Source organism: Nocardia coffeae (genome assembly GCF_019890715.1).
Classification (GTDB): Bacteria; Actinomycetota; Actinomycetes; order Mycobacteriales; family Mycobacteriaceae; genus Nocardia; species Nocardia jiangxiensis.
Genome location: NZ_JAINZY010000011.1, coordinates 243958 through 258410, shown reverse-complemented (window position 1 = coordinate 258410; position 14453 = coordinate 243958). Strand labels below are relative to the sequence as shown.

Here is a 14453-nt window from a genome sequence, read left to right as displayed (position 1 = left end):
TTATGGCCTCCGCCAATGCAATCGCGCAGATCGGTGTCACCGGTCTGGCCGTCATGGGCAGCAATATCGCCCGCAACTTCGCCCGGAACGGGTACACGGTGGCCCTGCACAACCGCAGCGTCGCCAAGACCGACGCGCTGCTGGCCGCGCACGGTGACGAGGGGCAGTTCGTGCGCACCGAGACCATCGAGGAGTTCCTCGGTGCGCTGGAGAAGCCGCGGCGGGTGCTGATCATGGTCAAGGCGGGTGAGGCGACCGATGCGGTGATCGAGGAGCTCGCGGCGGCGATGGAGCCGGGCGACATCATCATCGATGGCGGCAATGCCCTGTACACCGACACCATCCGGCGCGAGGCCGCGATGGCCGCGCGTGGACTGAATTTCGTGGGCGCGGGCATCTCCGGCGGCGAGGAGGGTGCGCTCAACGGACCGGCCATCATGCCCGGCGGGCCGAAGGAGTCCTATGAGTCGCTGGGGCCGCTGCTGGAGTCGGTGGCCGCGAAGGTCGACGGTGTGCCGTGCTGCACGCACATCGGCCCGGACGGGTCCGGTCATTTCGTGAAGATGGTGCACAACGGCATCGAGTACGCCGACATGCAACTCATCGGCGAGGCCTACCACCTGCTGCGGGACGCGCTGGGCTCCAGTGCCGGGCAGATCGCCGAGGTGTTCACCGAATGGAATTCCGGTGAGTTGGAAAGCTACCTGGTGGAGATCACCGCGCAGGTGCTCCAGCAGGTCGACGCCACGACCGGTGAGCCGCTGGTCGATGTGATCGTGGACGCGGCCGAGCAGAAGGGAACCGGCCGCTGGACGGTCAAGTCCGCGCTCGATCTCGGTATCCCGGTCACGGGCATCGCCGAGGCGGTCTTCGCCCGCGCCCTGTCCGGGTCGCGTGCGCAGCGCAAGGCCGCTCAGGGCCTGGCCGCGGGAACTCTGGCGGAAAAGCCCACTGACGCAAAGCAATTCACCGAGGACATCCGCCGCGCGCTGTATGCCTCGAAGATCGTCGCCTACGCCCAGGGTTTCGACCAGATCGCCGCGGGCAGCGCCGAATACGACTGGGACCTGCATCCCGGTGACATGGCCACGATCTGGCGCGGCGGCTGCATCATCCGGGCACGCTTCCTCAACCGCATCAAAGAGGCGTACGAGCAGGACCCGGCCCTGCCGAGCCTGATCCTGGCCCCGTACTTCCGCCAGGCCATCGAGGAGGCCGTCGACAGCTGGCGCCGGGTCGTGTCCACCGCGGTTCAGCTGGGGATCCCGGTACCGGCGTTCGCGTCGTCGCTGGCCTACTACGACGCGCTGCGCGCGGAACGCCTGCCCGCGGCCCTCACTCAGGGGCAGCGCGACTTCTTCGGCGCGCACACCTACGAGCGGGTCGACGCGGATGGCAAGTTCCACACGCTGTGGAGTGGTGACCGCACCGAAGTCCGCGCCGACTGACCAAGGCAACTTCGCGTACGACTCAGCGGCCCATGCATGATCATCCGGCACCGACCGACGCCGCTAGCGCGAGCGCTCGAGACCTGAGCGCTGGTATCGGCGGGGGCGTCTGTGGGCTCGGTGAGTGAGATCGAGGTCTTTCGGCGCGGGCAATCTCGACGAGCCGGCGGCCGACCTCGTTCCGTTGAACTGAAGACATCGCTGCCGCGGGTTCGCTACTCAGGAAGTGGCGAGCTCGCGGCCAGCGGTGAAGTTATCCGGCTCGATCTCCCATCGGCGAGGATCAGAAGGTGGCCTTCTTTCTTTCTGCTCGGCTGCGCCCGCAGTGAGCGATGAATTCCGCGTTTCCGGTATCGGGGTCGGTCGCTGGAATTTCCGAAAGTAATTTATTGTGGCGCAATTTCGAACAGTGCTGCGGGGCTCCGTTCAGTGAAAGAACGGTGGTCACAACATCTGATCTGACATAAGAGTTTGGCATGGCTGATGCTCACAGGGGCATGTCGAGAGCCGCTCGTGAAGAAAGAGAATTCTTCTATAGAGAGAACCATACTCTCGTGTGGGGATCTGAACAAGCGGCAGGTCAGGCATGGTTCGGATTCCACTGCTGTTGCGCGAGGAACTGCGCCTGCCAAACCCCCGACCTGGCCAGATCCGAGGTCTCCGCGCGGAGTATGTCGCCGACCTTGACGGCCAATTCGCGGGGTAGATCCAGGCGTGATGACGCCGCCACGGCCAGGTGCTGAGTGAGGGTGGGTTCGACCAACGGGGCGTAGCGCACCCGTTCGGTGGCGATCTCCCGCCCGCAGGCCGACATCGGCAGTGCCGCGTATCCGATGCCCTGTTCGAGGAGATCGAGCGTGACCTGGAGCGAATCGGTGACGATCGGCGTCTGGACCTGCAATTGCAACCGCAGTGCGGTGTTGACGACCGAACGGGCGATTCCGATCGACGATGCCGGGAGCAACAGCGGCATGCCGATCAGCTGGGTGAAGCTGACCGGGCGGTCCGGTTGCAGGTCGCTGTGTGGCGCGCCGACCACGACGAGTTCCTCGATCAGAAGATCGCGCACGAACAGGCGTTCGTCGGTGATGTGATTGATGACCGCGGTGTCGATCGTGCCACGCAACATCTCGGCGACGAGGTGGTCGGTACCGGCGACCGTGACGTGAAAACTCGCACGGGGGAATGCGGTTCGCAGGCTGGTCAGCAGTGGCGCGGACAGGACGGCGGCGGCGGTCGGCACCATGCCGAGGTGTATTCCTCGCTCGATGCGCGCCAGGGGGGAGCCGACGTATTGCAGGGCGAGTTCGAGCTGGCGCAGGGGTGCGGCGGTGGCGGCCCGCAGGCGTTCCCCGTCGTCGGTCAGTTGCACGCCGCGCCGGGTGCGCTGGAACAGCGGGATGCCGAGATCCTCCTCGAGCAGCCGGATCTGGCGGCTCAGCGCGGGCTGGGCAATGCCGAGCAACTCGGCGGCTCGGGATATCGAGCCCTCCTCGGCGACACGCTGGAAGTACTCGAGTCGATGAGTGTCCATGGTGGCAGGACAATACCTGGTATCAAATTTTTGTATCACTGAACGCCGAAATCAGTATTGGCCGCCGCAACCATTCCGGTCATACGCTTTCGAAGCACAGGCGGATCCGCAATGCGACGCCTGCACGTTCGGACGAACTCCAACGGTGGAGTCGTGAGAGGAGGCCCCTGGTGGATACGCAGGACCAGGATTGGGCGCAGGTATTGGGTTTCGATCGGTTGCCTTATCACACAGTTGATAAACGTGTAGCCGATTTGCTGGACATGCGCGGTAAAAAGGCTGCCGTGACGGGCGCCGGTGGCGACGGATTGGGGCATGCGATCGCCAATCGGCTGGCCGGCTGCGGTGTCGACGTGGCCCTGATCGGGCGGACGTTCGAAAAGGTGGAGCGCCGCGCGGCCGAGATCGAAAAACGCTGGGGCGTAACGGCTGTGCCGATCAAGGCCGACATGTCCGACTGGGACCAGGTACACCGTGCGGTGCGGGAGGGCCGGGATGCCCTGGGCGGCTTCGACATCATGATCAACAATCCGGTCATGGCATCGGCCGGTGCCTTCGACCAGCACAGCAAGGAAGAGATCGACCTGACGGTCCTGGGCAGCTTGACCATGATGATGTACGGCGCCCACGCCGCTCTGGAGCACCTGCTTCCGCAAGGATCAGGGAAGATCATCAACATCGGGGCCGTTGCGGGCCGTGTGCAGCAGCCGGGACTGACCGTCTATTCGGCGTGCAAGGCGGGAGTGATCGGGTTTACCCGCAACCTCGCCTACGAATACGCGCGACGTGGTGTGAATGTCATGGCAGTCGGTCCCGGCATCATGCTCAAGGAAGATATGAAGCGGTATCTCGTCGAGCCCCGCAACGATGCGGAGCGGGCAGGACGGGAATCCATCGCCGAGTCGATCACGCAGCGGGTACAGCTCGGCCGGGCGGCACTGCCCGAGGAGGTGGCCAACGTGGTGGCCTTCCTGGCGTCGGAAGCCGCGGACTACATGTGCGGGCAAACCATCGACGTCGCCGGCGGACAGTGGATGGGCTGAAGCATGCCGACCACTCAGGACATGCTGGAAAAGGCTGTCGCAGCAACAGGTTTGGAAGATTTCGGGGACGACTCGTTCCGGGAGGGCCTGCGCGTTCTGCTGGACTCGCTGAACCGCGAGGCGCGGTTGAATGCCGAAGGGGAGAGGTTCTTCTACGACCGCATCGTCCGCTATCTCGGGCAGCGCCTGCAGGTGGAGGACTGGTACCGGCGGCACCCCGAGATCGACGACGTGCCGATCGTGGGGCCGCTGATCGGAATCGGTTTGCCCCGAACGGGATCCACGGCGCTGTCGATCCTGATGGCGCAGGATCCGGCGGTGCGTTATCTCCGGCGATGGGAGTCGTCGCAACCGTGTCCGCCGCCCTCGACGGTGTCCGGCGTCGATCCGCGCATTCCCGTGGACAAGGGGGAGATGGTCGGTACCCGCCACCATGTGCCCGTCGACAAGCACGGGCCGATGGAATGCCACGAGTTGATGGCATTGGATTTCAAATCCCATCTCTTCCACTCGTTCGCGCAAATTCCGACCTATTCCGCGTGGCTGGTGAACGATGCCGACCTGGCGTCCACCTTCGCGTATCAGCGGCGGGTGATGAAGCTGCTGCAGTGGGGTGAACCGACCCGGCCGTGGAGGTTGAAAACCCCGTCGCACGTACTCTTCCTCGACTCGCTGGACAAGATATTTCCGGACGCGCGTTTCGTCATGACGCATCGTGATCCGACCGATGTGATCCTGTCGGTGGCCGAACTCTATGCCGATATCACGGGCCGGTACACCGACCATATCGACCGGCCTTACATCGGTCAGCTCAATGTCGAGCACTGGACGCTCGGGATGCACCGCACGATGGGCTTCCGGGCGGACGGCAAGGACCACCGGTTCTACGACATCGATTTCCGTGCGATGCAGGCCGATCCCGTCGGCCAGATGAAGGGACTGTACGGATGGCTGGGTGAGCCGGTGTCCGAGGAATTCGAACGCCGCATGCACGCGTGGTGGACCACTGCCGCGCAAGAGCGCGAGCCCAGCCGCAAGGCCGATCCGATCGCGTTCGGCCTGGATCTCGAGCGCATTCGGCCTGCGTTCGCGCAGTACGTCACATGCGCTGAACGATGGACCGCCCGCTGAGATAGCCGAAATCAGCCCGAATTACCGCACCAGCGGCGGTATTGAACCAAAGGAGTTTCATGATGCGCGGATTGCGTGAGAAGGCGTTCATCGTCGCGGGCGGCGCGACCGGAATCGGAGCGGGAACCGCTGAGCGGCTGGCCGAGGAAGGTGCGCTGGTCACGGTCGGCGATATCAACCTCGCTGGTGCGCAGGCGACGGTCGAGCGGATAGCGAAGGACGGCGGTCGCGCCATCGCTGTGGAATTCGATCTGGCCGACGACGATTCGGTGCGGGCGATGGTGGATCGGACGGTCGCCGAATTCGGTGCGGTGCACGGGTTGCACAATGTCGGGGCGGATCTGTCGCCGGCGAATCTGGGGCGGGACAAGACGTTGCTGGAGACCGATCTCGAGGTGTGGCAGCGAACGTTGGACGTCAATCTGCTCGGCTACGTGCGCACTTGCCGGGCGGTGCTGCCGCATCTGCTGGAACAGGGTGGCGGCGCCATCGTGAACACGTCCTCGGGGACCTCGCTCGGTGGTGATGCCTCGCGGGTCGCCTACGGGGCGTCCAAGGCCGCGGTCAATCAGCTGACCAGGCATATCGCCATCAATTGGGGGAAGGACGGCATCCGGTCCAACGGGGTGATGCCGGGACTGGTCATGGGGGAGACGGTGCAGAAGCAGAACGACCTGGAACTTCAGGAAAGGTTCGTTTCCGCCGCACGCACCACTCGCTTGGGGCGGCCGGACGATCTCGCCGGTGTCGTGGCCTTCCTGCTCTCGGACGAGGCCGAGTGGATCAACGGGCAGATGTGGTTCATCGGCGGCGGGGCGCATCTGCGGCAGTGAAAGGGGTTGGGAAAGACAGGAGTTCGACATGACGACGACAACCGACACCATCGGGTTGACCCATCTGCAGCGGCTCGAGGCCGAGAGCATCCAGATCATGCGGGAAGCGGTCGCGGAGAGCGAGCGTCCGGTGATGCTGTATTCGGTCGGCAAAGACAGCTCGGTGCTGCTGCATCTGGCGCGCAAGGCATTTCATCCTTCGCGGTTGCCCTTTCCACTGCTGCACGTGGATACGACGTGGAAGTTCCGGGCGATGTACGAGTTCCGGGATCGGATCGCCGCATCCGACGATCTGGATCTGATCGTGCACCGGAACCCGGAATGTGTTGCGCGGGGTATCAATCCGTTCGACCACGGGTCCGCGGTGCACACCGAGATGTGGAAGACCGAGGGACTCAAGCAGGCACTGGACACGCACAAGTTCGATCTGGCTTTCGGCGGTGCTCGTCGCGACGAGGAGAAATCACGCGCGAAAGAACGGATCTTCTCGCTGCGATCGGCCCAGCATCGCTGGGACCCCAAACGGCAGCGCCCGGAGCTGTGGCGGCTCTACAACACCCGCAAGCGGCCTGGTGAGAGCTTGCGAGTGTTCCCGCTCTCGAACTGGACCGAGCTCGACGTGTGGCAGTACATCCATCGTGAGCAGATCTCGATCGTGGACCTGTATTTCGCCGCGGCACGCCCGGTGGTCGAGCGGGACGGCATGCTCGTCATGGTGGATGACGACCGAATGCGGTTGGAACCGGGGGAGATTCCCGAAAATCGCACGGTGCGATTCCGCACCCTCGGGTGTTATCCGTTGTCCGGCGCGGTGGAAAGCGCCGCCACCACCCTGCCCGGGATCGTCCAGGAAATGCTCCTGACCACCAGTTCCGAACGTCAGGGCCGGATCATCGACCGCGACGCCACCGGGTCGATGGAGCGCAAGAAGCAGGAAGGCTACTTCTGATGGCGCATACGGCAAACGATCTGGTCGCCACCGACATCGAAGAGTATCTGCGGCGGCACGAGCACAAATCGCTGCTGCGCTTCATCACCTGCGGCAGTGTGGACGACGGCAAATCCACCCTGATCGGCCGGTTGCTCTACGACTCCAAACTGGTGTTCTCCGATCATCTCGCCGAGTTGGAGAAGGACTCGAAAACCGTTGGCACACAAGGCGGCGAGCTGGACTTCGCGCTCCTGGTGGATGGGCTGGCGGCGGAGCGGGAGCAGGGCATCACGATCGATGTGGCCTATCGGTTCTTCTCCACCGAGCTCCGCAAATTCATCGTGGCCGACACGCCGGGGCACGAGCAGTACACCCGCAACATGGTGACCGGAGCCTCGACCGCCGATCTCGCGGTGATACTCATCGACGCCCGCAAGGGTGTACTCGATCAGACCCGGCGGCACAGTTACCTGGTATCGCTGCTGGGCATCCGGCACATCGTGCTGGCGGTCAACAAACTCGATCTGGTCGGCTACTCGCAGGACCGATTCGACGAGATCGAGTGGGAGTACCGGACCTTCGCGCAGGGCATCGGGCTCGCGGAGATCGTCTGCATCCCGATGTCGGCGTTGCGCGGCGACAACATCATCCAGTCCAGCCCCAATACGCCGTGGTACACCGGGCCGACGCTGGTCGGACATCTGGAGACGGTGCCGATCGCGGACGATCGCAACGAGGGGCCGTTCCGGCTGCCGGTGCAGTGGGTGAATCGGCCGCACTTGGACTTTCGCGGGTTTTCCGGCCAGATCGCCGGTGGCACAGTACATCCCGGTGACAAGGTCCGGGTGCTGCCGTCGGGACGGGAGAGTACGATCGCGCGGATCGTCACCGCGGATGGTGATCTGGATATGGCCGTCGCCGACCAGTCCGTCACGGTGCTCCTGGCCGACGAAATCGATGTCAGCCGAGGCGATGTCATCGCCGCGGCGGACGTGGCTCCCGGAGTCGCCGACCAGTTCGAGGCGCACCTGGTGTGGATGAGCGAGCAGCCGATGCTGCCCGGCCGCACCTACCTGCTCAAGCTTGCCACGAGCACCGCCGTGGCACAGGTCGCGCAGCCGAAGTACGCGGTGAATGTGAACAGCCTCGAACACACTGCGGCGCGACAACTCGCGCTCAACGAAATCGGGGTCGTCACATTACATCTGGACCGGCAGATCCCGTTCGATCCGTATGCCGACAACCGCGATATGGGCGGATTCATTCTCATCGATCGGCTGACCCAGGAGACGGTCGCGGCCGGGATGCTGCGGTTCGCCCTGCGGCGGGCGCACAATATCCATTGGCAAGCAGTCGAAGTCGACCGCAGGACGCGCTCGCACAGCAAGGGGCAGAGTCCGGCGGTGGTGTGGTTCACCGGATTGTCCGGCGCCGGTAAGTCCACGATCGCCAATCTCGTCGAGAAGAGCTTGCACGAGCAGGGATTCCACACCTACCTGCTGGACGGGGACAACGTCCGCCACGGCCTCAACGCCGATCTCGGCTTCACCGACGCCGACCGGGTGGAGAACATCCGCCGGGTCGTCGAGGTGGCCCGGTTGCTCGCCGATGCCGGTCTGATCGTGCTGGCCTCGTTCATCACGCCGTTCGAGGCCGATCGCGCTCGTGCCCGCGAGCGCATCGGTGACGGCACGTTCTTCGAGGTCCATGTCGACGCCCCACTGGAGGTGGTCGAGGCGCGCGACCGAAAAGGGTTGTACGCCAAGGCTCGTCGCGGCGAACTGGTGAACTTCACCGGAATCGATTCGCCCTACGAGCCGCCCGGGTCACCGGAACTGCGCCTGGACTCCAGCGGCGCGCGAACACCGCAGCAGCTCGCCGACGAGGTGATCGACCGGCTGCGCACGGCGGGCATCCTGCAACCCCCGGGCGCAGCGGAGAACGCCGGTGAATGACCACGAACTCGCCGCCACCCTCGCCGAGCAGGCGGGCAAGCTCCTGCTGGCGATCCGGGCCCAGGGTGGCGCGGCCGGCGATGAGCAGTCCAACAGATTCCTGCTCGACCAGCTGCGACTGGTGCGGCCCAACGACGCGATCCTGTCCGAAGAAAGCCCCGATGATCAAGTCCGGGCGGAACATTCGCGGGTGTGGATCATCGATCCGCTCGACGGCACCCGTGAATACGGCGAACCGCCACGTGACGACTGGGCGGTGCATGTCGCCCTCGCGGTGGACGGTGAGGCGGTCGTCGGAGCGGTGGCGCTGCCCGCCGCCGGGTTGGTCCTGCACACCGGACAGCCGCCCGAACTCGCGCCACCCGCACCCGGTCCGCTCCGGGTTGCCGTCTCCCGCAGTCGACCGTCACGGGAGGTGATGCAACTGACCGCAGCGCTATCGGCCAAGCCGGTCCCGATGGGCTCCGCCGGGGCGAAGGCGATGGCGGTCGTCCGCGGTGAGGTCGACGTCTATGCGCACTCCGGCGGTCAATACGAGTGGGATTCGTGTGCCCCGGTGGCGGTAGCGGCGGCTGCCGGGCTGCACGTTTCCCGCCTGGATGGGACTCCGCTGCGTTACAACCGCCCGGATCCCTATCTTCCCGATGTGCTCATCTGTCGGCCCGAATCGGCCGATCTGGTCCTGAATGTGCTTCACCTTGGAGTTTCTCATGCCCACCATCGAAACCAGTCCGCCGCCGGACAACACCGTCCCCGCTCCCGATGATTCCAGCCGCCTCGACGGCGCCTCCCGCCTGCGCATCTTCTCGGTACTGGCGATCATCGTGCTGTACACCGAAGTCGCACCAATTCAGTACACGATGGTCGCGGCCGGGCTACAGAAGATGTCGAAGACGTTTTCCAGTGTCGGGGGAAATATCAATTGGGCGGTGATCATCTTGGGTATCGTGGGCGCCGCCGCGATACCTCTGCTGGGTAAATGCAGTGATATCTGGGGAAAGAAGAAGATATTCCTGCTGTGCGGGATGCTTTTTCTGATCGGCTGTGTCATCTGTGCGACCACGTCCGACTGGACGCTCTTTCTGGTGGGCCGGGGCCTGTCGGCGCTGTCGCTGGCGACTCAGTTCATCGCCTACGGCTTGGTGCGGGATCTGTTGCCGCGCAAACTCGTTCCGGTCGGATTGGGGGTGATCGGTGCGGGGCTGGGGTTCTCCGGTGTGCTCGCACCGGTGGTCGGCGGCATTCTGGTCGATCACTTCGCCTGGCAGGCGATGTTCTGGTTCCTGGCCATCTACACCGTCGTGCTGACGCCGCTGGTGCTGTTCGTCGTGCCGGAAACCAAGCTGCGGGTTCGCGAGCGTATCGATCCGTTCGGCGCGGTGCTGCTGCCCGGTGGTGCGCTGCTGACCCTGATGTACCTGGACAACGGCCAGAACTGGGGATGGACCCGCCCGTCCGCGCTGGCCTGGCTGATCGGCGGCATCGTCCTGCTGGTGGCGTTCGTTCTGGTCGAGTTCCGGATCCGGCAGCCGTTGATCGATATGCGGCTGCTGTTCTCCCCGAAGCTGGGCATGGTGCTGGTGATGGTCATGTTCGGCACCGGAATTACCGCGTTGATGCCGCTGGCCCTGGGATATATGACCCAGTCGCCGAATGAAGCGGGACTGCGCGAGTCGCTGATCGACGGCACCATCGCCTCGGTACACCAGCAGACCGGCCAGAGCATCCCGCGTGAGCTGGTACATGTCGTCTTCGATCCTGGGTACAGCTACGGCAACGGTTTCGGCATGCTGTCGTACGCGGTGCACATCGGAATCTGGGCGGGCATCATCGTCATGGTCCTCGGCCCCATCGCGGGAGCCCTGTCCCGCCGGGTGGGTGGGCGCGCGCTGGCGATCATCTCCTTCGTCGTGCTGGCGGCGGCCTCGTGCGCGTTCGCGCTCACGCACTACAGCTGGCAGGCATACCTGCTGATCTATCTGCTCGGCGGTATCGGCAGCGGATTCCTCTATGCGGCACAACCGATTCTGATCGTCGAGGCCGTCCCCGCCGAACAGCAGGGAGTCAGCGCGGGCATGCTCGGGGTGATGTCGAGTATGGGGTCCGGCGTCATCATCGGCATCACCACTGCGCTGCTCAACAGCAACCCCGTCAAGGCACACATCGACGTCGCGGGTCACTCCTCGACCACGGTTCTACCGCAGGTGTTCACCGACCGCGGATATACCGAGGGCTTCTGGGTCGTCGCCGGTACCACGCTCGTCGCGCTGGTGATCGCGATATTCATGCGTCACGGCCGCGCGCCGGCGACCGGAGGCGCTGTGGAGACATCATGACCACCACCCGCCGCACCGAGCCGCGACGGCGCTCACTACTTCGTCATGAAAACCGTCAATTCGACTGGAGGACACTATGAACGAAGCATCACGGTCAACAGGCCGTCATGGCGCCGGCCGGCCGCTGCTGGCGACGCAGGCTCAGATCGCCGCGGAACAGACGCTGATACGACTGTTGCGCGATCCTGGGCTGCGTGCAGTGCAGGCCCGGATCCGCAACGAGTTGGCGGACACGCCGCGTGCGCAGACCGAATCCGGTGCCGCGACCCTCGACCACGCCATCTCCGAGTGGACGAACTCGCTGATCATGGCCGAGATCGCGCTGCATCGGCCGGTGCCGTCGATCATCTTGATCACCGACAACACTCCTCGCACCTGGATGGGACACACCGTGCCGGGCGTCGGTACGTCCGGTGACAACCCGGACGCGGTGTATCGCATGGCGGTGATCGACGGCACCTGCCGATACGAGGTCGCCGGACGATTCGACATGGCGAATCGTCCGGCGCAGGTGACGCTGGAACTGCATCGCGGTACGAAGGTCTCACCGCCGCCGATGGACAGCAAGAAATCGGACCTCACCCCGCTGGCGAGCATCAGCGACCGCGATCTCGATATCGCGCAGGACGGTACTTTCCGCTTCACCATCGGGCCGGTTCCCGCAGCGGGAGTTCACATGACCTCGGCGCCGGGATACCTGTCGCTCGGCTTCCGCGACATGCTGACGGACTGGTCCCAGCGACCGTCCGAACTCGAGTTGCGTCCGCTCGACAGCACACCGCAGCGTGACGTCTCGGATGAAGACCTGCTGCGTGCGATCTACCAGGATCTGCCGCCCTACATTCGGTTCTGGTCGGGGTTTCCGGAAATGTGGTTCGGCGGTCTGCACGGCAATATGATCACCCCGGTCCAGGGCCGCAATGGCAGCCTCTCCGGATTCATCGCCGCCCTGAGCTACGACCTCACCGACGATGAGGCGATCGTGGTCACGATGGACCCGAAAAACGCTGGGTACACGGGCTTTCAGCTGCTGGACCCTTGGATGATCGGCGCGGATGTCACGCGACACCAGGTCAGTTTGAATACCTCCCAATCCCAAGCGAATTCGGACGGCACGATCACCTATGTCATCTCGAAATCCGATCCAGGGATTCGGAATTGGCTGTCCACCTCGGGCCTGAGTCAGGGGCTGGGAATAGTGCGCTGGCAGGCAGTGCCGGGCAGGCCGGATATCGAGGAATTCGTTCGCAGCTTCGAGGTCGTCAAGCATGCCGAACTCTCGGAAATGCCCGGCCTGTCCCGTCTGACGCCGGAGCAACGCGCGCAACAGCTTTCGGATCGGGCCGAGGCGTATGGCATGCGATCGTCCTGAACGATCGGTGCCGTCGAGGCTTTCGGCGACGCGGTGCGTACGCCCCGGGCCGCGCAGACTCCGTGCGATGTGTGGTCAGCCGAGCGATGCGGGCTCGGCAGGCAGGCTACGAAGTCGTGCGATGGTTTCGGATTCCAGACCGGCTGCGGTGAGCAGCTTGATCAGCAATCGCGACCTCGCGCACGGGACCCATATCGAGCATGTCGCCGTCGTATCCGGTGGTCTCGGGGTAGTGGAAGATGAACCGCATCGTGAGTGCTTCCTTAATGCTCGGGATCTGCGTCGCACGGACGAGGAGCTGGCCGGTGTGGTGAATGTGCTTGCCGCATCGGATATTTCGGTAGGAATTCCTGGAGACCAAGAATTACGCCGCTGCGGGTGGCCCGGGCCACTGATCCGGTTGCGCCACAGCCGGTTCCTGTCCTCCCCGTGAGGAGGACAGGAACCGGGGTGCTCTTCGCGTTCCGTCAGTTCATTCGGCGCGGTGTGGATAGGCCGCCGCATACTCCGCGCGCGACTTGGTCGAGATGTCCCACCCGGCCGCCAGTGCTCGGAGTGCGCCGACCGTCGCCTGCTCTTTCGCGATGTGCGCGAAGGGATCCCAGTTCAGCGCCCGGCAGGCGTTCTGCCAGGTGATCTTGTCGATGTCCGCGTCGCCGGCATCGGCCGCCTGCAGTTCCCGGAGTACGACCTCCGGGGCATCGGGCCACAGTGAATCCGAGTGCGGGTAGTCGCATTCCCAGGCGATGTTGTCGATGCCGATCTTGTCGCGGTAGGTCAGTGCGGTGGGATCGGTGACGTAGCAGGCGATGACGTGCTCGCGGAAGACCTCGCTGGGGAGTTTGCCGCCGAAGTCCCGGCGCAGCCAGCGCTGGTTGGTGTAGTGCCGGTCGGAGCGGTCCAGGAAGAACGGAATCCAGCCGATTCCGCCTTCGGACAGCGCGACTTTCAGCTTCGGATAGGTCCGGAAGGCCGGGCCCCAGAGCAGATCCTGCGCGGCGACCTGCGAGATGCTCGGGGCCAGGACCATGAGGTTGTCGATCGGCGCGTCGGGCGCCAGCCGCAGAACTCCGAAGCCCTGGCCGATGTGCAGGTTCATCACCATGTCGCGGTCGGACAACGCCTGGAACACCGGCCCCCAGTACTCGATGTCGTGATAGCTGGGCAGGCCGTCGATATGCGGCAGTTCCGCCATCGTGACCGCGCGTGCTCCCTTGTCCGCGACGCGCTGGATCTCCGCGACCGCGAGTTGCGGATCCCACAGCGGCAGAATGCAATTGGCGATGAACCGGCCCGGGTAAGCGCCGCACCAGTCTTCGATGTGCCAGTCGTTGTATGCCTGGATGATCGCGACGGTGATCTCGTCCTTGAAGTGGCTCAGGTGCCCGGCGCTGAACCCTGCGAAGGTGGGGAAGCACATCGAGGACAGGATGCCGTTGGCGTTCATATCGCGGATCCGGTCGTGCACGTCGTACACCGCCGGTCGCATCTCGGCGTATCCGGCCGGATCGCGGCCCCATTCCTCGGCGGGCCACGATACGACCGCGTTGAGGCCGGCCACGCCCGTCGGGCGGCCCCGGTACACCCAGCGATCGACGCCGTTGTCGTCGATGATCACTTTCGGGGCCAGGTCCGCCCACTTCTCGGGAACTCGGCCGCGGAACATATCGAGCGGTTCGACCACGTGGTCGTCGATGCTCACCAGGATCATGTCGTCGATATTCACGTCACTCCTCACTTCCTCTCGAGGGCCGGGGCTCGGATCGGCTGAACGGCCCGGAGAGAGATGACTGGTCGCAGAAAAAGAGAATTAAACTCTCGCGCGATGTGATCAACATACACCTTGGAGGCAAACTGGTCGATGCTGTCG

The 14453-nt window shown here is 64.4% G+C and carries 11 protein-coding genes; 9 read left to right on the top strand and 2 right to left on the bottom strand.

From position 1 onward, the window contains the following. The first annotated feature begins 2 nt into the window (after nucleotides 1–2). The gene (gene gnd, locus K7711_RS33555; RefSeq protein ID WP_222974488.1) at nucleotides 3–1448 is read left to right on the top strand and encodes an NADP-dependent phosphogluconate dehydrogenase; all 1446 of its coding nucleotides are present in this window, start codon (nucleotides 3–5) and stop codon (nucleotides 1446–1448) included. Between the two features lie 580 nt (nucleotides 1449–2028). Here gnd and K7711_RS33550 read toward each other — a convergent pair. Beyond that, complete coding sequence (locus K7711_RS33550) at nucleotides 2029–2982, bottom strand: LysR family transcriptional regulator (protein WP_222974486.1); 954 nt, start codon at nucleotides 2980–2982, stop codon at nucleotides 2029–2031. A gap of 170 nt (nucleotides 2983–3152) precedes the next feature. Between K7711_RS33550 and K7711_RS33545 the strand changes: the two genes are divergently transcribed. The 8 genes from K7711_RS33545 to K7711_RS33510 all read left to right on the top strand — a co-directional run bounded on the left by K7711_RS33545 (nucleotide 3153) and on the right by K7711_RS33510 (nucleotide 12583). After that, on the top strand, nucleotides 3153–4025 hold the full coding sequence (locus tag K7711_RS33545; protein WP_222974484.1) for an SDR family NAD(P)-dependent oxidoreductase: 873 nt from the start codon (nucleotides 3153–3155) through the stop codon (nucleotides 4023–4025). Between the two features lie 3 nt (nucleotides 4026–4028). After that, nucleotides 4029–5156 (top strand): sulfotransferase family protein, encoded by a 1128-nt coding sequence (locus tag K7711_RS33540; RefSeq protein WP_222974482.1) that lies wholly within the window; start codon nucleotides 4029–4031, stop codon nucleotides 5154–5156. 62 nt (nucleotides 5157–5218) lie between these two features. After that, a complete protein-coding gene (locus tag K7711_RS33535; protein WP_222974480.1) occupies nucleotides 5219–5989 on the top strand; it encodes an SDR family NAD(P)-dependent oxidoreductase in 771 nt (256 codons plus the stop codon). 28 nt (nucleotides 5990–6017) lie between these two features. Beyond that, a complete protein-coding gene (gene cysD, locus K7711_RS33530) occupies nucleotides 6018–6938 on the top strand; it encodes a sulfate adenylyltransferase subunit CysD (RefSeq protein WP_222974478.1) in 921 nt (306 codons plus the stop codon). After that, nucleotides 6938–8875: a sulfate adenylyltransferase subunit CysN gene (cysN, locus tag K7711_RS33525; protein ID WP_222974477.1), complete on the top strand. Its 1938-nt coding sequence runs from the start codon at nucleotides 6938–6940 to the stop codon at nucleotides 8873–8875. The genes cysD and cysN overlap by 1 nt, the downstream gene beginning before the upstream one ends. Beyond that, nucleotides 8868–9641 (top strand): 3'(2'),5'-bisphosphate nucleotidase CysQ, encoded by a 774-nt coding sequence (locus K7711_RS33520; RefSeq protein ID WP_222974475.1) that lies wholly within the window; start codon nucleotides 8868–8870, stop codon nucleotides 9639–9641. Before cysN ends, K7711_RS33520 begins: the two co-directional genes overlap by 8 nt. After that, nucleotides 9586–11211 (top strand): MFS transporter, encoded by a 1626-nt coding sequence (locus K7711_RS33515; protein ID WP_222974474.1) that lies wholly within the window; start codon nucleotides 9586–9588, stop codon nucleotides 11209–11211. Before K7711_RS33520 ends, K7711_RS33515 begins: the two co-directional genes overlap by 56 nt. A 76-nt stretch (nucleotides 11212–11287) precedes the next feature. Next, complete coding sequence (locus tag K7711_RS33510; protein WP_222974472.1) at nucleotides 11288–12583, top strand: hypothetical protein; 1296 nt, start codon at nucleotides 11288–11290, stop codon at nucleotides 12581–12583. Between the two features lie 472 nt (nucleotides 12584–13055). Here K7711_RS33510 and K7711_RS33505 read toward each other — a convergent pair whose 3' ends face one another. Then, nucleotides 13056–14309, bottom strand: a complete 1254-nt coding sequence (locus K7711_RS33505) for an amidohydrolase family protein (RefSeq protein WP_222974471.1) — start codon at nucleotides 14307–14309, stop codon at nucleotides 13056–13058. Between the last annotated feature and the right edge of the window lie 144 nt (nucleotides 14310–14453).

What these genes read in the sequence shown, in the direction of transcription:
- gnd (WP_222974488.1), top strand. Translation starts at nt 3, where the DNA reads ATGGCCTCCGCCAATGCAATCGCGCAGATCGGTGTCACCGGTCTGGCC.
- K7711_RS33550 (WP_222974486.1), bottom strand. Translation starts at nt 2,982, where the DNA reads ATGGACACTCATCGACTCGAGTACTTCCAGCGTGTCGCCGAGGAGGGC.
- K7711_RS33540 (WP_222974482.1), top strand. Translation starts at nt 4,029, where the DNA reads ATGCCGACCACTCAGGACATGCTGGAAAAGGCTGTCGCAGCAACAGGT.
- K7711_RS33535 (WP_222974480.1), top strand. Translation starts at nt 5,219, where the DNA reads ATGCGCGGATTGCGTGAGAAGGCGTTCATCGTCGCGGGCGGCGCGACC.
- cysD (WP_222974478.1), top strand. Translation starts at nt 6,018, where the DNA reads ATGACGACGACAACCGACACCATCGGGTTGACCCATCTGCAGCGGCTC.
- cysN (WP_222974477.1), top strand. Translation starts at nt 6,938, where the DNA reads ATGGCGCATACGGCAAACGATCTGGTCGCCACCGACATCGAAGAGTAT.
- K7711_RS33515 (WP_222974474.1), top strand. Translation starts at nt 9,586, where the DNA reads ATGCCCACCATCGAAACCAGTCCGCCGCCGGACAACACCGTCCCCGCT.
- K7711_RS33510 (WP_222974472.1), top strand. Translation starts at nt 11,288, where the DNA reads ATGAACGAAGCATCACGGTCAACAGGCCGTCATGGCGCCGGCCGGCCG.